This window comes from Aureimonas sp. AU12, from assembly GCF_001463705.1.
Classification (GTDB): Bacteria; Pseudomonadota; Alphaproteobacteria; order Rhizobiales; family Rhizobiaceae; genus Aureimonas.
Genome location: NZ_BBWH01000010.1, coordinates 1 through 19,474 on the forward strand (window position 1 = coordinate 1; position 19,474 = coordinate 19,474).

A 19,474-nucleotide genomic window follows, 5' to 3' on the forward strand; every position below is an offset into this window, starting at 1 on the left:
TTCCAGGCGGGTCGGACCGACGCGCGGGACGGCCCGCCGGCCGATCGGCGATACCAGCCGCGGGCCGATGGCGAAAGGGCCGACGGGTGCTCCGGGCGGACGCCCCCATGCCCTCGGCACCACGCCGGCACGAAAAGCGCTTCGCGCATCGAACGACTCGCCTTAAGTCCTTCGTGAGACCTAGCCCGAGGACCCGCCGGCCACCATGACCTTCGTCCTGTCGGTGATCGCGCCGATCTTCATCCTCATCGCGCTCGGCACCACGGTCGCCAAGCTGAAGCTGCTGCCGGCTCCGACCGGCGACGCGCTGAGCGGTTTCGTCTTCCTGCTCGCCGTGCCGGCGCTGATGTTCCGCACGGTGGCGACCGCCGATTTCGGCGAGGCCAATCCGGTCTATCTCTGGATCGCCTATTTCGCCGGGGTCGTGCCGGTCTATGCCGGCGGCATGATCCTCGCCCGCAAGATCGCGGGAACCGACCGGCGCGGCGCCGTCATCGCCGGCGTCTCGGCGAGCTTCTCCAACCTCATCTTCGTCGGCATTCCCGTGGTCGAGCGCGCCTTCGGGCGCGAGGGGCTCGACGCGCTGGCGCTCATCATCGCCATCCACCTGCCGACGATGATGACCGTCTCGACGCTGCTTCTGGAGCGCGCGGCCGCCCGGGACGCGCGCGAGAGCGGCAATACCGCCGGCCCCACGCCCTCGATCCGCCGGACGCTCGGACAGGTCGGGCGCAACCTGTCGCGCAATGCGCTGGTGATCGGTCTCGCGCTCGGCTTCGTCTGGCGCCTGAGCGGCCTGCCGCTCGAGGGGCCGCATGGCGAGGTGGTGCGGCTGCTGGCGGCCACCGCCGGCCCGCTGGCGCTGGTCGCGCTTGGCCTGTCGCTACCGCGCTACCGCATCCGCGGGGCGCTGTTCGTGCCGGGGCTGATCGCCGGGCTGGCCCTTATCGTACAGCCGCTCGTCGTCTTTCTGGTCGGCTGGACGCTGCTGCCGCCGCTCTGGCTGGCCGTCGCGGTGACGGCTGCCGCCTGCCCGGTCGGCGTCAACGCCTATCTCTTCGCGACCTATTTCAAGACAGGCGAAAGCCTTGCGGCAGCGGTGATCCTCGTGACCACGATCGTCTCGGCCGTGACGCTGACGGGCTGGCTGGCCGTTGTCCACTGACAGCGGGCTTCACGCGGGAGCCGGCCCCAGCCCGACCATGCGGCGGATGTCGGCCGGCGTCAGCCCGGCCTCGCCGAGTGCGCGAAGGCTCACATCGCCCCGGCTCTTGGAGAGCTTGCGCCCGTCGCCGCCGAGAATGAGGTCGTGATGGTGGTAGCGGGGAACGGGAAGTCCGAGCAACGCCTGCAGCAGGCGATGAACCGAAGTCGAGGGCAGGAGGTCGCGTCCGCGCACGACGTCGGTGACGCCCTGGAGGGCGTCGTCCACCGTGACCGCGAGATGGTAGCTCGTCGGCGTGTCGAAGCGCGCCAGCACCACGTCGCCCCAGAGGGCCGGCTCGGCGGCGACCTCGGCGGGCGTTTCGCCGCCGGTGTCCTCGAAGCCGAGCGGCCCGTCGACCAGCGCCAGCGCGCGAGCCATGTCGAGCCGCCAGGCAAACGGCTCGCCGGCGGCGATACGATCGTTTCGCTCGGATTCGCAGAGGTCGCGGTCGAGTGCGGGATAGACCGGCGCGCCATCGGGATCGCGCGGCCAGATGCGGCCCTCCCGCTCCTCGAAGGCGGCGGCGAAGGCGCGCGTTTCGCCCCGCGTCATGAAGGCGGGGTAGAGCAGCCCCTCTCCGCGCAACGCATCGAGGGCCGCCTCGTAGTCGGCATGGTGCTCGTGCTGGCGCCGGGGCACCTCGTCGAAGGCGAGGCCGAGCCAGCCGAGATCTTCGATGATCCGGCGCTCGAACTCGGGCGTCGATCGCGCGCGGTCGATATCCTCCAGCCGCAGCAACAGGCGCCCGCCGGCCAGATGCGCGAGATCGTGGTTGAGGAGGGCGGAAAAGGCGTGGCCGAGATGTAGAAGACCGTTCGGGCTGGGCGCGAAGCGAAAGACCCGGCGGGCGGGAACCTCGGTCGAGCCGTGGTCGGCGGGACGTTCGCTCATAGGTCGGTCCTTCCGGCGACGACGCTGAGACGAGGAACGGAACCGTCATGACACTTCGCACCGAAGCCGATATCGCGGAGGCGCTGGAGGCGTTGCGGCGCGCCGACCCGCGTCTCGAACCGGTGATCCTGATGGCCGGCACCCTGCCGCTGCGCCGCCTCGCGCCCGGCCTGCCGGGTTTGCTTCGCACCATCATGGGCCAGCAGGTCTCGACGGCCAGCGCCGACGCCATCTTCGCCCGGCTGGAGGCCGAGATCGACCTGACCGACCCCGAGGCGCTTCTCACCGCCCCCGACGAGGCGTTCCGCCGCGCCGGCCTGTCGCGCGCCAAGCACCGCACCGCACTGGCGATCGCGCAGGCGATGATGGAAGGCCGGCTGGATCTGGCTGGTATCGAGGAGGCCGAATCGCACGAGGCCGTCTCGGCGCTCGTTGCCGTTCATGGGATCGGTCGCTGGACGGCGGAATGCCATCTCCTCTTCGCGGCCGGTCATCCCGACATCTTTCCCGCCGGCGACCTCGCTCTGCAGGTCGCGGTCGCGCACGCGTTCGCACTGCCGGAGCGGGTGAAGGAGAAGCCGCTCGCCGCCATGGCCGAGTTGTGGAGCCCGGCGCGCTCGGTCGCAGCCCGGCTGTTCTGGGCCTACTACCGCAGCCTGACGCGCCGCGACGGCGCCCCGGTCGGGCCGTCCGCCGATGCGGGAAACGAGGTCACGACCCGCCTCCCGCCCCGCTGAACCGGACCCGATGCCGCGCGACTGTGCACCGCGGGCGCTAAGCTGTTCTGAAGGCTTCACAAAGGCGACACGATAGGACACGATAGTGCAGACGCATTCAAAACGAGCATGAGCATACGGTTTGCAAGACCGGCTCTCTCTTGCGAACCGCTGCCTTGCGTGAAGGAGAGTATCCTTGACGATCGCAGTGCAGTCCACCTTGTCTCCGGCGCTCGTCCTGAACGCGGACTTCCGGCCGCTGTCCTATTACCCGCTGTCGCTGTGGTCCTGGCAGGATGCGATCAAGGCCGTGTTTCTCGACCGTGTGACGATTCTCGCCGAATACGACCGTGCCGTCCATAGCCCGACCTTCTCGATGCGGCTGCCGTCCGTCGTCTGCCTCAAGTCCTACGTCAAGCCGGCCCGCCATCCCGCCTTCACCCGCTTCAACGTCTTCCTGCGCGACCGCTTCCAGTGCCAGTATTGCGGCTCGCCGCACGATCTGACCTTCGACCACGTCATCCCCCGCTCGCGCGGCGGACTGACCACGTGGGAAAACGTCATCACCGCCTGCTCGCCCTGCAATCTCAGGAAGGGCGGGCTGATGCCGAAGGATGCCGGCATGCACCCGCACCAGCCGGCCTACCAGCCGACGGTGCACGACCTCCACAACAACGGCCGACTGTTCCCGCCGAACTTCCTGCACGAGAGCTGGCTCGACTATCTCTACTGGGATTCGGAGCTGGATCCGGAATAGCGCGACCGCGGTTCGCCAACACCGCCGCTGGCATCACGCAAAGCGGTCGCCCCGCGCCAGCGCGCTGCGCAGCGCCACGGCGGCGAAGACGGCCGCGAGAATCGCGTTCCAACCCGCCAGCGACAGGCCGAGAATGCGCAGCGCCGCATCGGCGCAGGATGGCGGATGCACCGAATCGAGTGTCGAGAGGAGATCGCCGCCGAGATCGACGGGCGCGGCCATCGTGCAATCGGCCGGTCCCGCCCAGAAGCGCCACTCGACACCGGCATGGTAGACCGCGAGCGCGAAGCCCCAGAGCATGAGCAGGCCCACCGCGAGCAACAGACCGCGCGTCACCGCGGGCTTCAGTCGCGCCAGTCTGGCGACGACGGCCAGGACGGCGAGCGGGATCGCGACGTAATAGGGCGTGCGCTGTTCGAGGCAGAGGGCGCAGGGAATGTAGCCCCCGACCTGCTGGAACAGGAGCGCCCCGCCGACCGTCGCGCTCATGCCTACAGTGAGAAACACCGCGGCCAGCGTCTGCCGGAAGCCGGCCGCCTTGCGGAGGGACAGGGACGTATCGGGCATCTGATCGTCGATCCGTTACAAGAGCCGGGGTTGCGCCGCTCGGTCGCCGCCCCATTCCGGTGCGACTTACCACGATCGCGGCGTGCGTGCATGACCCCCACGGCGGCTGGACGGGCCCACGCTTTCATGGCATGAAACGCACCGTCCAGCCGAAAGCGGCGGGCACGCGGGCGTGGTGGAATTGGTAGACGCGCCGGACTCAAAATCCGGTTCCGCAAGGAGTGTCGGTTCGACCCCGACCGCCCGCACCACCGTATCAGCCGACCGAACGCGAGGCGTTCGACCCTGTGCAGCGGTCCGTCCGATCGCAGACCGCCCGCTGATTTCCCGACTGCATCAGGCCAGCGCGACACTGGCCGCACCCGTGCTCATCTCGCGCAGTCCCGCCAGCCAGCCGCGAACGTGACGGTCGAGCGAGACTGCCGGTCCGTCGCCGTGCCGCGCCAAGGCGCGCAACTCGCCGGGCGTCATGTCGAAGCAGCGGCGGAAGGCATGCGAGAACTGCGACTCGCTGGAAAATCCCACCGCGGCCGCGACGCCCCGGGCGGTCCGGATGGTCGGGTTCGGGTCCGAGAGTAGTTCGAAGGCGCGCGTGAGCCGGCGAAGCCGGATGAAGTCGGCGACGCCGCCGTCGAGCGCGAGGACCCGGTAGAGCGTCGCCCGCGAAAGGCTGAGAGCGATCGCGATCGATGTCGGCGAGAGATCGGGCTGTGCCAGATGGCGGTCGACATGATCGGCGACGAGTGCGCGAAGGGTCGACGCCACGGTGGCCTTCACCGCCGGATCGGCCGAGCGGATCGGCTCGCCCGATACGAGATGAAGCAGGGCATCGACACCCACCTCGCCCTCCGTGCCGGTCATCGCGTCGGCATGGCGCGACAGGAACTGGATGTGGGTACGCACGAGCGCGGTGTGCGCCCGCCCGGCGCGGAAGACCCGCCCGTGGAAATCGCCGAGCCCGCCGGCCTTCTCGCGCGGCACGAGCAGCGAGACGTTCGAGAAGCCTGTCGCCGTCGTCTGCAGCGTCCGGCCGAGGTCGAGCAGGCTGATCTCGCCGGGATCGACCCGCACCGGACGCTCGCCCGCGACGCCATGGTAGCCGCCCTCGGTGTAGAGTTGCACGAGCACATGGTCCCAGCCGCTTTGGCGCACGAAGGCGGGCGTGCGCGAGAAGTGCTGCGCGCCGGCGGAGGCGCGTGCGAGGAAGCCGGCGCCGAGCGCCGAGGTTCGGCTGCTGGCTTGAAACGCAGCCGGCGCCGACTCGCGAGACAGGTGCACGTCGAAGAGCGGATCCACCATCCGTCGCCAGAGCTCGAAGCCTTCGCGCCCGGCCATGCCGTCGGCGACGATCGGTCCGTCCCGTCCCTCATCCGCCATCGCGTCTCGCCTCCCGCTCGCCCCTCGTATGCCTCACGGATCGACACGTCGGCGCTAGGTCTCCAATGCGGGTGTCAGGTGGGAAGGAGCCTCCTGTGGCACGCCCTCGAGGTCGCGCAGCCAGAGCGCGGCAACGGCGTCGGAAGGCGCGCGCCAGTCGCCGCGCGGAGAAAGACTGCCGCCGGCCGAGACCTTCGGGCCGTTCGGCATCGCAGTGCGCTTGAACTGGCTGGTCTGGAAGAAGCGCATCAGGAAGCGCTCCAGCCAATGCCGGATCACGGCGAGATCGTAGGCGTTCTTCTTGGGGTCCGGGAAGCCAGCGGGCCAGCGGCCCTCTGCCGTGTCGCGCCAGGCATGCCAGGCGAGAAAGGCGACCTTTCGCGGCGGCAGGCCATAGCGCATCGTGTGGAAGAGGAAGAAGTCGTTGAGCTCGTAGGGGCCGATCTTGGCCTCGGTGCTCTGGATCGCGCCGCTGGCATCGGCCGGCACGAGCTCGGGCGAGATCTCGGTGTCGAGGATCGCCGAGAGCACCTGCCCCGTCGCCTCGTCGAACTGGCCGGTGCCGACCGTCCAGCGGATGAGATACTGGATGAGCGTTTTCGGCACCCCGGAATTGACGCCGTAATGGCTCATCTGGTCGCCGACGCCGTAGGTACACCAACCCAGCGCGAGTTCCGAGAGATCGCCGGTGCCGATGACGAAGCCGCCGCGCTGGTTGGCGATGCGGAAGAGATAGTCGGTGCGAAGGCCCGCCTGCACGTTCTCGAAGGTGATGTCGTAGACCGGCTCTCCCTCGCTGAACGGGTGGCCCATGTCGGCCAGCATCTGGCGCGCGGCCGGGCGAATGTCGATCTCGTCCGCCTCGATCCCGAGGGCGCGCATCAGCGCCCAGGCATTGGCTTTCGTCTCGTCGCCGGTGGCGAATCCCGGCAGGGTGAAGCCGAGGATGGTGCTGCGCGGCAGGCCCATCAGGTCGCAGGCCTTCGCCGCGACGATGAGCGCATGGGTCGAATCGAGGCCGCCGGAAACGCCGATCATCATGCGGTCGCCCGGCGTCGATTCGAAGCGCTTCACCAGGGCATGGACCTGGATGTTGAAGGCTTCGAAGCAGTCCTCGTCCAGCCGCGAGGCGCGGTTCGGCACATAGGGAAAGCGCCGCATCGGGCGCGCGAGCCCAAGATCGGCGAAGGACGGCCGGTGCCGGAAGCGCACGCGCCGGAAGGCTGTCTCCGGGTTGCCCTCATTCATCGCGGCGTCGTTGAAGGAAGGCATGCGCATCCGCTCCATGCGCAGGCGCTGGAGGTCGATGTCGGCGACGGTCAGTTGCGGCTCGCGGCGGAAGCGCTCGGACTCGGCGAGGAGGTCGCCGAGCTCGTAGATCATTCCCTGCCCGTCCCACGCGAGATCGTTGGTGCTCTCGCCCGCCCCGGCGGCGGAGTAGACATAGGCGGCCATGCAGCGCATCGCCTGCGAGGCGCAGAGGAGATGCCGGTCGGCGGACTTGCCGACCACGATGTTGGAAGCCGAGAGGTTGCAGAGCACGGTGGCGCCGGCCAGCGCGCCGCGGATCGAGGGCGGTGCGGGGGACCAAACGTCCTCGCAGATCTCGGCATGGACGACGAAGTCCGGCAGATCCTCGGCCTCGAAGAGAAGATCGGTGCCGAAGGGCACGGTCTCGCCGGCGATCACGACGCATGCGCCGACGATGCCGGCCCCCGAGGCGAACCAGCGCTTCTCGTAGAACTCGCGGTAGTTCGGCAGGAACACCTTCGGCACGGCACCGAGAATGCGCCCGCGCGACAGCGCGACGGCGCAATTGTAGATCCGGCCGTTGCGGCGCAGCGGCGCGCCGACGAGCACGAGCGGCGTCAGATCGCCAGTCGCAGCAGCAAGCTCGCCGAGCGCCGTCTCGACGGCATCCAGCAGCGCGTCCTGCAGCAGGAGATCGTCGATCGCATAGGCCGAGACCGCGAGTTCCGGCAGCACCACGAGATCGCAGCCGGCTTCGGACGCGCGCCGGACCTCGGCGAGGATCGCCCGGCTGTTGGCGCGGGGGTCGGCGACCACCACGGTCGGCGTGGCGGCGCCGGCGCGCAGGAACCCGTGCGAGTGAAGCGCGAAAAACGTGGCGGCCCGGTTCGTCCGGTTCGTCTCGTCTGCGGTCATCAAAGCGATCCTTCGAACCCTGGCGCGAGCGGCCCCGGCGAACCGCCGGATCCCGCGACGCACTCATGCGCCGAAACGGGAAAAATCGAAAGACGGGAGGCGCGCGATCCCGGCGGCCCTAGTTGAACACCGAACGCAACGATGTGGAGGACGACCATGGATCTGACCGATGGCGAACGCGAGTTTCTGGAAGGCATGCGCGCGATCACGATCGATGCGGGCGGGCACGAGATCTTCGTCGGCCTGACCGCCGAGGAAAGCCCGATCTACCTCGCGCTGTCGCGGCGCGACCAGAAGGGCGAGCTGACCGGCACGGAGCTCGACCGCTTCCGCGAGCTGCATGCGCGCCACGAAACCGCCCGCGGTGCCATCGTGGACGGCAAGGCGCCACTGCACTGACAGCGCTTGCCCGACCTGGGGGATGGGCGGCGGCTTGGCGAACCCGCCGGCCGGCCCATCTTCCCGCCTCCGGCCGGCAACCGCCACGCCGATCCATGAGCCAACGAGGAGCCGAGAATGGCCGACGACGCGCCGACGATCCTGCGAGAGAACGACACGTGCTGGCAGGTCCACCGCGCCGACCGGTTCTCGATCATCGTCGATGCCGCCGACTTCTTCCATGCCGCCAAGCAGGCGATGCTCGAAGCCCGGCACTCGATTCTCCTCGTCGGTTGGGATTTCGACGCGCGCATCGAGATGGAGCCGGAAGGCCAGACGCTGGAAGGCCCGAACGAGATCGGATCGCTCCTCAACTGGCTGGCCAAGCGCCGGCCGGACCTCGAAGTGCGCATCCTCAAGTGGGACATCGGCCTCCTGAACTCGCTCGGCCGCGGCGAGACGCCGGTCTACATGCTGAACTGGATGTTCGGCGGGCGGGTGAAGCTGAAGCTCGACGGCGCCCATCCGCCGCTTTCGGCCCATCACATGAAACTCCTCGTCATCGACGAGACGCTCGCCTTCTGCGGCGGCATCGACATGACGGTGGGGCGCTGGGACACGCGCGAGCACGAGGAAAACCGCAAGGGACGTCATACTCCGCGCGGCGCGCCTCTCGGTCCGTGGCACGATGCCACGAGTTGCGTCTCCGGTCCCGTGGTCAAGGCGCTGTCGGATCTGGCGCGTCATCGCTGGGAGCGCGCGACGGGGAAGGCGCTCGACCCGATCGCGGGCGCGGCCGACATCTGGCCGGAGGGCCTCGACGTCGATTTCGAGGCGATCGACGTCGGCATCGCCCGCACCGCGCCCGCCTATGACGACCGGCGCCAGATCAGCGAGATCGAGGCGGCGACGCTCGCGATCATCGGCACGGCCCGGCGCACGCTCTACATCGAAAGCCAGTATTTCGCCTCTCGCCGCGTCGCGCAGGCGATCGCCCGGCGTCTCGGCGAAGAGGACGGTCCCGAGATCGTCGTGATCAATCCCGACACGGCGGACGGCTGGCTGGAAGCCAAGGCGATGGATTCGGCCCGCATCCGCATGATGCATCTCGTGAAGGGCGCCGACCGGCACGACCGGTTCCGCATCCTCTACCCCGTCAACGAGGCGGGCTCGCCGATCTACGTTCACGCCAAGATCATGATCGCCGACGATCGCGTGCTGAAGCTCGGATCCGCCAACCTCAACAACCGCTCGATGGGCTTCGACACCGAATGCGACCTTGTGATCGAGCGCGAGTCCGGCGACGAGGCGATGGCGGACAAGATCCGCCGCAAGCGCGACGGGCTGCTCGGCGAGCATCTGGGCACCGACGCCGAGACGGTTGCGGCCGAGATGGCGCGCCAGGACGGTGCGCTCATCCGCACGATCGAGGCGCTGAACGGCCGGATGCCGACCAGGCTCGAAGCGATGCCGACGCGCGACCTGACGGTGGACGAGGAGATGCTGGCCGAATCCGACGTCGCCGATCCCGAGCGCCCGCTCGGCTGGCCCGATCGCATCGCCAGCCTGTTCCGCCGGGTGTGAACCGGAGAAGCGGTTCGGCGTTCATGGGATCGCAGAACCGTCCCCCGAGCGAAGAAACCGCCTGCCATGAGCCGTGACCGCCTGCCCCTCCACGTCGTGGGCACCCTCGTCCAGCATTGGGGAACCCTGCGCACCCGCGCCAAGATCGCGCTCGGGCTAACCTCGGCGCCGATCCTCCTGCCCTATCGCGGGCTCGCGACCGACGATCTCGTGCGCTTCAGCGGACGGGTGATCGAGGACGAGAAGGTCGTCCACGCTAGGCCGACGCGCTCGCCCTGGCGCAATCTCTGGCGTTCGTTCCGGCGCTACGAGACCGACGAGATCCGCAAGGCCGCGGTCTCGTGGCGAGGCTTCGGCCTGTCCGGCCGCACCCTGACGACGCGCGAGGGCTTCTTCTCCGTAGAGATCCCCCGCGGCGACATCCCGGCCGCGCACGCGCCCGGCGACGCGCCCTGGGCTGAGATCGCGCTGCGGCTCGAAGGGGCGCCCGGCTACCGCTTCGCCCCGATCGACGGACACGCGCTCGTGCGATGCGTCTCGCCCAAGGCCGGGATCGCGGTGATCTCGGACATCGACGACACGATCGTCGAGACGAGCGCTCAACATTTCTTCCGGCATCTGCGGACGGTGGCGCTCAACTCGGCGGAAGGGCGCGTCGCCTTCCCCGGCATCGCCACCTTCTACCGGGCGCTCGCGGCGGGCCGCGTCGGCGGCGAGACCAACCCGGTCTTCTACGTCTCCTCCAGCCCATGGAACCTCCATGAGCTCTTCACCGAGTTTCTCGACCGGCAGGGCATTCCCGCCGGCCCGATGATGCTCAAGGATTTCGGGATCACGCCGACGCAGTGGCTGACCGGCGGGCATCGCGGCCACAAGCTCGGCGCCATCGAGGCGCTGCTCGCCGCCTATCCGCGGCTCGGCTTCGTCCTCATCGGCGACACCGGGCAGAGCGACGCCGAGATCTACGCCGAAACGGTGCGCCGCCATCCCGGACGCATCGTCTCGGTGCATCTGCGCGATGTCTCGCCGAAGGGGCTGAAGTCCGCGGTCGCGAGCGCCCTCGACGCGATCCGCGGGGCCGGCGTGACGGTGACGACGAGCCCGACGCTGGAGGGCGCGGCGGAAGCCTGCGAGCGCCTCGGCCTCGTCGCGCCCGGCACGCACCGCGCGATGCTGGCCGAGATCGAGGCCGGCGTCAGCGCCGCAACAGCGAGCCGAGAAAGCGTGTCAGGATCGCATTGAAGCGCCGGGGGTCGTCGAGATTGGCGACATGCCCGGCGGGCATCTCGACCCGCCGGGCCCGCGGCGCCAGTCGGTCGATCGTCTCGGACTGCTCGCGGATCGTGCCGGCATCGTCGGCGCCCTCCACCACGAGGCACGGGCAGCGGATGTCGCGAGGGTCGACCGGCTCGCATTCGACGATCGCGCGGTAGGTCGCCACGATCGCCTGCGGCTGCATGGTGGAGAAGCCGGCGATGAAATGGCGCCGCGCCGTCTTGCCCACCCAGTGCCGGCCGACGAGCAGCCCGGCCAGCCAGAGGCCGATGCGGGCCGAGCGCGCCTGCCCGAGCAGGCGAAAGGTCGGATAGAGCAGACGCTGCGGCCCCAGCGCGGCGAGGATGCGACGCATCCAGCGGGTGACGACGAGCGCGCGGGGCGTGTTGGCGATGACGATCGCCTCGACCCGGTCCGGCCGGCGGCAGGCCAGTTCGAGCGCGATCATGCCGCCGAGCGAGACGCCGACCACGATCACCCGGCGGATCGCCAGCGCATCGAGCAGCGCCACGCAATCCCCAGCCATCGCGCCGATATCGAACGGCGCGGATCCGAGCGGCGTCGCGCCATGGCCGCGCAGGTCCGGCACCACCACCCGCCGCGTCCCCTCGAGAGCCTCCACCTGCGCCTGCCAGATCGCGCGGGTCTGCACGGCGCCATGGAGGAGGAGCACCGGCGTCTCGCGCGAACCGCCGGGTGGGCGGTGATCGTCGTGGCGCATCACGCCCTGACGCGGCGGTGCGCGCCGGGCGGCAGCCTGCATCAGCATCACGGGTTCGGCCTGAAGGCGTCGGGCTCGTCTCGCTCGTTCATCTCGGCCGTCCCCTTTGTCGCGCGGCAGGCCGGCGAAAGCCGATATGCCTTGCTCAGGGTGCGGGCCGCAAGCCGGTCGCTCGCGATCTCTCGGCACCGCCGACGCTGCAGCGCAGCATGGCGGAGGCTTGCAGTCGGCGCCATTCCACGGTTTGCCTTGCGAGACAGAACCATTCGGCGATCTCGCGACGGGAATCGCCGCCCTGCCACGTCTCGACCCGAACGGATGCCCGCATGACCGATCGCTCGCCCCTGCCCCAGGATGTCGCCACCGCCACGCTGGTCGGGCGCCTGTTCGACCCCGCGGTCGGCGGCCCCGTCGTGGTCCACGTCCGGGGCGACCGCCTCGTCTGCGTCACCGCGACGGCCGCGACCGTCTCGACGCTGCTGGAATCGGCCGACCCCGTGGCGACGCTGCGCGGCGCGACGAAGGGCCAGAGCTGGTCGCTTTCCGAGGTCCTGGCGAACGGGGCCGCGACGGGCGCTGCCCGCGAGACGAAGCCGGTGCTGCTCGCGCCCTGCGATCTTCAGGCGGTGAAGGCCTGCGGCGTCACCTTCGCGCGCTCGATGATCGAGCGGGTGATCGAGGAGCGCGCCAAGGGCGACCTCGCCAAGGCCGCCGAGATCCGCGACGAGATCGGACAGGTCATCGGCGGGGCCCTCACCGACGTGGTGGCGGGGTCGTCGAAGGCCGCGGAGGTCAAGCGCATCCTGCAGGACAAGGGCTACTGGTCGCAATATCTCGAGGTCGGCATCGGGCCGGACGCCGAGGTCTTCACCAAGGCGCCGGTTCTGGCGAGCGTCGGCCACGGCTCGCAGGTCGGCATCCTGCCCTCCTCGGAATGGAACAATCCGGAGCCCGAAGTGGTGCTTGCGGTCAATTCACGCGGCGAGATCGTCGGCGCGACGCTCGGCAACGACGTGAACCTGAGGGATGTCGAGGGGCGCTCGGCGCTGCTTCTCGGCAAGGCCAAGGACAACAACGCCTCCTCCGCCATCGGCCCGTTCATCCGCCTCTTCGACGAGGGCTTCACGCTCGACGACGTGCGTTCCGCCGAACTGACGCTGACGGTCGAGGGCACGGACGGCTACCGTCTTGAGGGCCATTCCTCGATGAGCCAGATCAGCCGCGACCCGGCCGAACTGGTGCGCCAGGCCGCCAACCGCAGCCATCAGTATCCCGACGGGTTCGTGCTCTTTCTCGGCACGCTGTTCGCCCCGGTCGAGGATCGCGATGCGCCGGGCAAGGGCTTCACCCACAAGACCGGCGACGTCGTCGCCATCGCCTCGCCCCGCCTCGGCCGGCTGGAAAACGTCGTCACCCATACCGACAAGGCCGAGCCCTGGACCTTCGGCATCGCCGCGCTGATGCGCAATCTGGCCAAGCGCGACCTCCTGAAGGCGCTCTGAGGCTCAAGGCCGGGCGGGCGCGCCGTAGCGCAGCCCGTCCATGAGCAGGCGCACGAGACGGCGGGAGCGCTCCCGCCAGTCCGGCCCGGAGGCCGCCGCATAGACGCTCGACAGCGCATGCAGGACATCGCCGCTGTCGGCGTCGGCCCGGATCGCCCCGGCCGCGACGGCGCGGTCCACGAGGCCCTTCAGCGCCAGCGGGATCAGCCCGGACTTTTCGGCAAAGAGCGGCGACTTGGAGACGAAGAGGATCTTCAGGCTCTCGCCCATGCCCCGCTTGGCGGCGATGTAGTCGACGAAGCGCTGCATCCACTGCGCCAGCGCCTCGTCCGCCGGCTGCGTGCACGAGAGATCCTCGGCCGCGGCGACGAGCGCTTCCACCTCGCGGCAATAGACGACTTCGATCAGCGCCTCGCGGGTCGGGAAGTGCCGGTAGAGCGTGCCGATGCCGACGCCGGCGCTTCTGGCGATCGCCTCCAGCGAGGTGTCGACGCCTTCCGTGCCGAAAGCCGAAGCCGCTGCGGCGACGAGACGGTCGCGGTTGCGCCGCGCATCGGCGCGCAGGGGCCGCGCCGGCAGGTCCGCCAGTCCCGTGTCGCCCGCTCCGCTCGCTTCGCTCGCTTTCGACTCGTCCAAACCCGATCTCCTGTGCCGTCTGTCTGGAACGGTCTCGATCCCGTCTCGATCCCGACCAGGCAAGCCGTTCCCGATGGAAGCCGCCTTATCGCATCGCGACGCCGCACTGTCATGCCGCTGCAATCCGCACCGGCGGCGGGCGGCTTTGCAGATGGCCAACCCGGTGACGCCGACCGATGACGAGGAGACGCTGGTCGCGTGTGCGGCGCTGGTGGGATTGGCGATCAATGTGCCGGACTTACCGCCGGCAGGGGCACGGAAGACCACGCAGGAGATCGAGAGCGTCGACTTGCACTGCGCCGCTCCAGCGAAAGCGGCGTTTCAATCGAGGCGGCGATGCAGGCGATCGGGTGGGGCGAGATCGAGGCGTCGGTACGGGGAGGCAAAGCGGCGCACGATGCCGATGGCTGCGCACAACTGGTCATCGCCGACGGGGTGTTCCATGCGGTGGCCAAACGCGTGTGCGCTGGAGACGCATGTCGGAGTCGCACAGCTGACACGGAAGGCGACGCGATTGCGCGGGGATTATCTCCCGGCCGGGAACGCCATGCCATGGAAAGGCTCGACAATCACGCTCTGACCGTTGTCCTGACGGGACCTAGTGCAGAGGCTCGGCTCCCCGCTCATATAAGCGCGTGGAGACCCGAAGAATCTGGCGAAGTGCCAAGAGTTCGTTGACCGCCATCGCGGCGTCGTTGGCGAGGCTCGCATCCAGATGCCCGCCGTCTTCCAGCTCGGTACCGCCGGCCCAGCGTTCTTCCAGATGGTTGGCGGCCACGATGTGAAGGCGTTCGATCAGGGCGAGAAGGTCTTCATCCGACATATCTGAGTGTCCTGCCATGTCCCGTAAAACGTAAGCTACGCAAACCAACGCGTGCGGGATGCAACTTATCCTATCAATTATCGTGCGATCCCATCCTATCAAGTGCATCGGCCGTCTCCGGCGCATGGAAACCGCCGGCCTCGGACCGGCTCGACGGCGGTAACAAGGCGGCCTTGCGAAGGCCGCGATTTCCGGGCATGCCTGCCTGAAATCAGCAAGTCCTTGAACAGGAACCAGGATCATGTCGACGTCGGTTGGATCGCACGCTTCCCATACCGGCGGCACCACCCGCGCCCTCCTCGAATCCTTCTCCTGGGAGACGACGGCGCTTGGCGCGCGCCAGGACTGGTCCCCGGCCTTTGCAGCCATCGTCGACACGCTCATCGCCTCGCCGGTTCCCCAGGTTCTGATGTGGGGCGACGACCCCGTCATGATCTACAATGACGGCTACGTCGCCATTGCCGGGGCCAGGCATCCCGCTGCCTTCGGTGGGCTGGTGCGTACGATCTGGCCCGAGATCTGGGACTGGAACCGGTCGGTGATGGAGGTAGGGTTTGCCGGCGGCGTCCAGAGCTTTCTGAACCAGGAGATGACGCTGCTGCGCAACGGCGTGCCCGAAGCGCTCTTTCTCGACCTCTTCTATACGCCGATCCGCGACGAGACAGGGCGCTATCGCGCCGTCCTCTGCACCGTCATCGAGAACACCGAACGCGTGCTGGCCGAGCGCGCCGTCCACCGCGCCAACGAGCGGTTCCGCGCCGCCGTCGATGCCGTTCATGCCACGATCTGGACCAACAGCGCCGATGGCCGGATGATCGGCGAGCAGCCGGGCTGGCAGCGCCTGACAGGCCAGAGCGAAGCCGAATGCCGCGATTTCGGCTGGGCCGACGCGGTCCACGCCGACGATGCCACCGGCACGATCGAGGCCTGGAACGCCGCCGTTGCCACGAGGTCCGTCTTTCAGCACGAGCACCGGATCCGGCGGGCCGACGGCAGCTGGGGTTGGTTCTCGGTGCGCGCCGTTCCGACCTTCGACGAGGCCGGAACCTTACGCGAATGGGTGGGCGTCCACACCGACATCACGGCCGAGCGGCTGCACGAGGAGCGCCTCGTCGAGCATGCCGAGATGCTGGAGCGTCAGGTGCGCCACCGCGAGCGCGCCGAAGACCAGCTACGCCAGATGAACGAGACGCTGGAAACGCGCATCGTCACCGCCGTCGACGAGCGGCGAAAGGCCGAACTGGCGCTCGCCCAGTCGCAGAAGCTGGAGACGGTGGGCAAGCTGACGGGCGGCGTCGCGCACGACTTCAACAACCTGCTCCAGGTCGTTTCGGGCAATCTCCAGCTTCTCGCCAAGGACATCGTGGGCAACGAGCGGGCCGAGCAGCGGGTGCAGAACGCGCTGGCCGGTGTCGCGCGCGGCTCCAAGCTCGCCGCGCAGCTTCTCGCCTTCGGCCGGCGGCAGGCGCTGGAGCCCAAGGTGGTCAACGTCACGCGCTTCGTGCGCGGCATGGACGACATGCTGCGCCGTGCGATCGGCGAAGGCATCGAGATCGAGACCGTGGTCGGCGGCGGGCTCTGGAACACGTTCATCGACCCGACGCAGATCGAAAACGCGCTCCTCAACCTCGCCATCAACGGGCGCGACGCGATGGAGGGCCAAGGCCGCCTGACGATCGAGCTCGGCAATGCCAGCCTCGACGACGAGTACGCGCGCACCCATGCCGAGGTGACGCCCGGCCAGTACGTCATGCTGGCGGTCAGCGACACAGGCTCGGGCATGACCCCGGAGATCATCGGCAAGGTGTTCGAGCCGTTCTTCTCGACGAAGGCCGAGGGCAAGGGATCGGGCCTCGGGCTCTCGATGGTCTACGGCTTCGTCAAGCAGTCCGGCGGCCACGTGAAGATCTACTCCGAGGTCGGACATGGCACGACGATCAAGCTCTACCTGCCCCGCGCCGCGCAGGCCGAGGACATCGAGGTCTCCGTCGAGGCAGGCCCCATCGCCGGCGGCACCGAAACGGTGCTCGTGGTCGAGGACGACGACGCGGTGCGCGCCACCGTCGTCGAGATGCTCGGCGATCTCGGCTACCGGGTGCTGAAGGCGGTGGATGCCCAGTCGGCGCTCAACGTCGTCGAGAGCGGCATTCCCATCGACATGCTGTTCACCGACGTGGTGATGCCGGGCACGCTGAAGAGCCCGGAGCTCGCCCGCAAGGCGCGCGAGCGCCTGCCGAACATCGCGGTGCTCTTCACCTCCGGCTACACCGAGAATTCCATCGTCCATGGTGGGCGGCTCGACGCCGGCGTGCAGCTGCTGTCGAAGCCCTACACGCGCGAGGCACTCGCCCGGAAGTTCCGCCACGTCCTCGGCAATCAGGCGCAGGCCAACCGTGCCCGCAACCAGCAGAGCCCCTCGCTCGTGCCGGCCGATCCCGAGGGCGTGCGCACGCCCAGCGGCACTCCTGCCCCGACGAGGCCCGCGCCCACCAATGCCACGATCCTCCTCGTCGAGGACGACGGCCTCATCCGCATGAACACCTCCGACATGCTGAAGGATCTCGGCCATGTCGTGGTCGAGGCTGGCCGGGCGGAGGATGCGTTGACGGCGATGCAGACCGTGCCCTTCGACGTCCTCGTCACCGACGTGAACCTGCCGGGAATGTCCGGGCCCGAGCTGGCGCGCCAGGCATTGGCGCTCAAGCCCGGCGTCGGCGTCGTCTTCGCCACGGGCGACCGCCATGTCGACGGGTTCGACACGGCCGGCGCGGCGCATCTGGCGCTGCTGCCCAAGCCCTACGGGATGGACGAGCTGGACGCGGCAATCCGATCTGTCCTGCACCCGGCACCGTCAAGCGAAAGCGCGTCGCGTGCGGCCGACCGGATGCTAGAATCGTAGCCAGATCGCGGTCACGATCCCGTCCTCGGCAAGCGCGTTGCGCCCGGCGAGCGTGGTGAACCCACCGAGTTGCAACGAGATGCGCTCGCTGGCGTCGTACACCGCGCTCAGCTGGAGCTTGTGGTAGTCATAGCCATCGACACCCGGCGCGCTGCCGACCGACAGGGTCGAGAGGACCTGCGCGAGCGCCAGAACACGCGGCGTCGGCCGGATCCCGAACGTCGCATCGAGCTTGATTTCGTCGGGGCGATCCGCCGCCCTCACCCGGTAGGCCGCCTGCCCGTCGACGAAGGTGGCCTTGCCGCGCAGGGTGAAGCCATAGCCGGCCAGCAGGCGCCCCTCATACTCGCCCTCCAGCAGCCCCGCCTGCTCGGGATCGACGATATCCTCGGCCTTGGCGATGCGAAGGTTCGCCTCCACGGAGCCGACGAAGCCGCCCCGCTGGACGAGCCGGTAGCGCCCGCCGATTTCGGAGAAGCCGAGGCCCGTGCGCCGCTCGGGCTCGCCGCCCTCCTGCCGTACGTCGCGGAACTCGCTGCGTCCGCGCAGCGTGAACCGGTCGGATACGCCGTATTCGGCCAGAGCCTGGATCTCGGCCTTGCGGAAGGCCGGGATCGCCCCCGAGCGGCGATCGGCGTCGTAGCCGTTTGAGGCGCGCGATCCTTGCGCACCGACGATCACCAGCGCCCGCCCCTTCTCCAGCGTCCACGCGCCGGCCCGCGCCGGGGCGGAAGCGCCGAGGCAGCCCATCCCCGCAATTGCGGCAGCAAGCCACGCCCTGCTGCCGCGACTGTCCCACCTGCCCTGCCGCATCGCCTGCCGCTCCCGGTTCCAACCCGGCGGCGACATTACACGCATGACGTAAATCGCACGATAACGTTTGTCCTTTGGATTGTGCCTGGCACCGTCGCGGATCTTTCACGAAGGGAACGCTTCATTCCGCGGCGCTGGCGCGCTACACCCCGCGCATCCTTTGCGTTGCCCGGGTGAACGATGAACGACCAAGCGGAAATGCAGGCGAGTCTTCTCGCCGAAGCCCTGCCCTTCATGCAGGCCTACGAGCACAAGACGGTGGTCGTGAAATATGGCGGCCACGCCATGGGCAATCCGGCGCTCGGCAAGGCCTTCGCGCGCGACATCGCGCTTCTGAAGCAGTCCGGCATCAACCCGATCGTGGTGCATGGCGGCGGCCCGCAGATCGGCCGGATGCTCGAGAAGATGGGCATCGAAAGCCGGTTCGAGCACGGGCTGCGCGTCACCGACGAGCGCACCGTCGAGATCGTCGAGATGGTCCTGGCCGGCTCCATCAACAAGGAGATCGTCGCGCTCATCAATGCCGAGGGCGAGTGGGCGATTGGTCTCTGCGGCAAGGACGGCAACATGGTCTTCGCCGAGAAGGCGAAGAAGGTCGTCACCGATCCCGATTCGAACATCGAGCGGGTGCTCGATCTCGGCTTCGTCGGCGAGCCCGTGGAGGTCGATCGTACGCTCCTCGACCTTCTCGCCCGCTCCGAGATGATCCCGGTCATCGCGCCGGTGGCGCCGGGCCGCGACGGCGCGACCTACAACATCAACGCCGACACGTTCGCCGGCGCCATCGCCGGCGCGGTGCAGGCCGCGCGCCTCCTCTTCCTCACCGACGTGCCGGGCGTCCTCGATCGCGACGGCCAGCTCATCAAGGAGCTGTCGGTGGCGCAGGCCCGCGCCCTCATCGCCGACGGCACGATCTCGGGCGGCATGATCCCGAAGGTCGAAACCTGCATCGAGGCCATCGACCGGGGCGTCGCCGGCGTCGTCATCCTCAACGGCAAGGTGCTGCATGCCGTGCTGCTCGAACTCCTGACCGAGCACGGCGCGGGAACCCTCATCGTTCCCTGATCGACGGGGATCGTCTGGCTTTGCCGGGCGATCCATCCATAAGGAATACATACGAACGGCTTGCATGAGGGCGTACCCTTTGGTACTGCGGCGGCGC

17 protein-coding genes and 1 tRNA gene are annotated in these 19,474 nt (G+C 68.8%); 10 read left to right on the forward strand and 8 right to left on the reverse strand.

Going from position 1 to position 19,474, the window contains the following annotated elements; genetic code table 11:
- The first annotated feature begins 205 nt into the window (after nt 1-205).
- Nucleotides 206-1,165 carry an AEC family transporter gene (locus tag AUL33_RS04335; RefSeq protein WP_062204222.1) on the forward strand — a complete coding sequence of 320 codons (960 nt, stop codon included), beginning with the start codon at nt 206-208 and terminating at the stop codon, nt 1,163-1,165.
- Nucleotides 1,166-1,174: 9 nt separating this feature from the next.
- Here AUL33_RS04335 and gluQRS read toward each other — a convergent pair whose 3' ends face one another.
- The gene (gene gluQRS, locus AUL33_RS04340) at nt 1,175-2,098 is read right to left on the reverse strand and encodes a tRNA glutamyl-Q(34) synthetase GluQRS (protein ID WP_062204225.1); all 924 of its coding nucleotides are present in this window, start codon (nt 2,096-2,098) and stop codon (nt 1,175-1,177) included.
- A gap of 47 nt (nt 2,099-2,145) precedes the next feature.
- On the opposite strand from gluQRS, the gene AUL33_RS04345 reads away from it, so the two are divergent.
- Nucleotides 2,146-2,835: a DNA-3-methyladenine glycosylase gene (locus AUL33_RS04345; protein WP_062204228.1), complete on the forward strand. Its 690-nt coding sequence runs from the start codon at nt 2,146-2,148 to the stop codon at nt 2,833-2,835.
- Between the two features lie 175 nt (nt 2,836-3,010).
- A complete protein-coding gene (locus AUL33_RS04350) occupies nt 3,011-3,571 on the forward strand; it encodes an HNH endonuclease (RefSeq protein WP_062204231.1) in 561 nt (186 codons plus the stop codon).
- Nucleotides 3,572-3,604: 33 nt separating this feature from the next.
- On the opposite strand, the gene AUL33_RS04355 is transcribed toward AUL33_RS04350, so the two are convergent.
- Nucleotides 3,605-4,138, reverse strand: coding sequence for a disulfide bond formation protein B (locus AUL33_RS04355; protein ID WP_062204234.1), 534 nt, complete (start codon nt 4,136-4,138; stop codon nt 3,605-3,607).
- Between the two features lie 166 nt (nt 4,139-4,304).
- Here AUL33_RS04355 and AUL33_RS04360 point away from each other — a divergent pair.
- Nucleotides 4,305-4,389, forward strand: a tRNA-Leu gene (locus tag AUL33_RS04360).
- 85 nt (nt 4,390-4,474) lie between these two features.
- Here the strand turns inward: AUL33_RS04360 and AUL33_RS04365 are convergent.
- Both AUL33_RS04365 and AUL33_RS04370 read right to left on the reverse strand, forming a co-directional pair.
- Nucleotides 4,475-5,515: a helix-turn-helix domain-containing protein gene (locus tag AUL33_RS04365; protein WP_062204237.1), complete on the reverse strand. Its 1,041-nt coding sequence runs from the start codon at nt 5,513-5,515 to the stop codon at nt 4,475-4,477.
- A gap of 54 nt (nt 5,516-5,569) precedes the next feature.
- On the reverse strand, nt 5,570-7,681 hold the full coding sequence (locus AUL33_RS04370) for an NAD(+) synthase (RefSeq protein ID WP_062204240.1): 2,112 nt from the start codon (nt 7,679-7,681) through the stop codon (nt 5,570-5,572).
- 156 nt (nt 7,682-7,837) lie between these two features.
- On the opposite strand from AUL33_RS04370, the gene AUL33_RS04375 reads away from it, so the two are divergent.
- From AUL33_RS04375 to AUL33_RS04385, 3 genes are all read left to right on the forward strand, one after another.
- Complete coding sequence (locus AUL33_RS04375; protein ID WP_062204242.1) at nt 7,838-8,080, forward strand: hypothetical protein; 243 nt, start codon at nt 7,838-7,840, stop codon at nt 8,078-8,080.
- A gap of 117 nt (nt 8,081-8,197) precedes the next feature.
- Nucleotides 8,198-9,643, forward strand: coding sequence for a phospholipase D-like domain-containing protein (locus AUL33_RS04380; RefSeq protein WP_062204245.1), 1,446 nt, complete (start codon nt 8,198-8,200; stop codon nt 9,641-9,643).
- A gap of 66 nt (nt 9,644-9,709) precedes the next feature.
- Nucleotides 9,710-10,885, forward strand: coding sequence for an App1 family protein (locus AUL33_RS04385; RefSeq protein WP_062204247.1), 1,176 nt, complete (start codon nt 9,710-9,712; stop codon nt 10,883-10,885).
- On the opposite strand, the gene AUL33_RS04390 is transcribed toward AUL33_RS04385, so the two are convergent.
- Complete coding sequence (locus AUL33_RS04390; RefSeq protein WP_244491973.1) at nt 10,839-11,687, reverse strand: alpha/beta fold hydrolase; 849 nt, start codon at nt 11,685-11,687, stop codon at nt 10,839-10,841. The two genes, AUL33_RS04385 and AUL33_RS04390, sit on opposite strands and share 47 nt — an antisense overlap.
- A gap of 278 nt (nt 11,688-11,965) precedes the next feature.
- Between AUL33_RS04390 and AUL33_RS04395 the strand changes: the two genes are divergently transcribed.
- The gene (locus tag AUL33_RS04395; protein WP_062204250.1) at nt 11,966-13,141 is read left to right on the forward strand and encodes a fumarylacetoacetate hydrolase family protein; all 1,176 of its coding nucleotides are present in this window, start codon (nt 11,966-11,968) and stop codon (nt 13,139-13,141) included.
- A 3-nt stretch (nt 13,142-13,144) separates the two neighbouring features.
- Here AUL33_RS04395 and AUL33_RS04400 read toward each other — a convergent pair whose 3' ends face one another.
- Together AUL33_RS04400 and AUL33_RS04405 are read right to left on the reverse strand one after the other, a co-directional pair.
- Entirely contained in the window at nt 13,145-13,777 is a 633-nt protein-coding gene (locus AUL33_RS04400) for a TetR/AcrR family transcriptional regulator (RefSeq protein WP_374754404.1), read from the reverse strand.
- A 598-nt stretch (nt 13,778-14,375) separates the two neighbouring features.
- Nucleotides 14,376-14,600 carry a hypothetical protein gene (locus AUL33_RS04405; protein WP_062204253.1) on the reverse strand — a complete coding sequence of 75 codons (225 nt, stop codon included), beginning with the start codon at nt 14,598-14,600 and terminating at the stop codon, nt 14,376-14,378.
- A gap of 241 nt (nt 14,601-14,841) precedes the next feature.
- On the opposite strand from AUL33_RS04405, the gene AUL33_RS04410 reads away from it, so the two are divergent.
- A complete protein-coding gene (locus AUL33_RS04410; RefSeq protein ID WP_062204260.1) occupies nt 14,842-17,499 on the forward strand; it encodes a response regulator in 2,658 nt (885 codons plus the stop codon).
- On the opposite strand, the gene AUL33_RS04415 is transcribed toward AUL33_RS04410, so the two are convergent.
- On the reverse strand, nt 17,488-18,312 hold the full coding sequence (locus AUL33_RS04415) for a hypothetical protein (RefSeq protein WP_156419279.1): 825 nt from the start codon (nt 18,310-18,312) through the stop codon (nt 17,488-17,490). The genes AUL33_RS04410 and AUL33_RS04415 overlap by 12 nt on opposite strands.
- Before the next feature lie 180 nt (nt 18,313-18,492).
- On the opposite strand from AUL33_RS04415, the gene argB reads away from it, so the two are divergent.
- A complete protein-coding gene (gene argB, locus AUL33_RS04420; RefSeq protein ID WP_062204262.1) occupies nt 18,493-19,377 on the forward strand; it encodes an acetylglutamate kinase in 885 nt (294 codons plus the stop codon).
- Nucleotides 19,378-19,474: the final 97 nt, after the last annotated feature.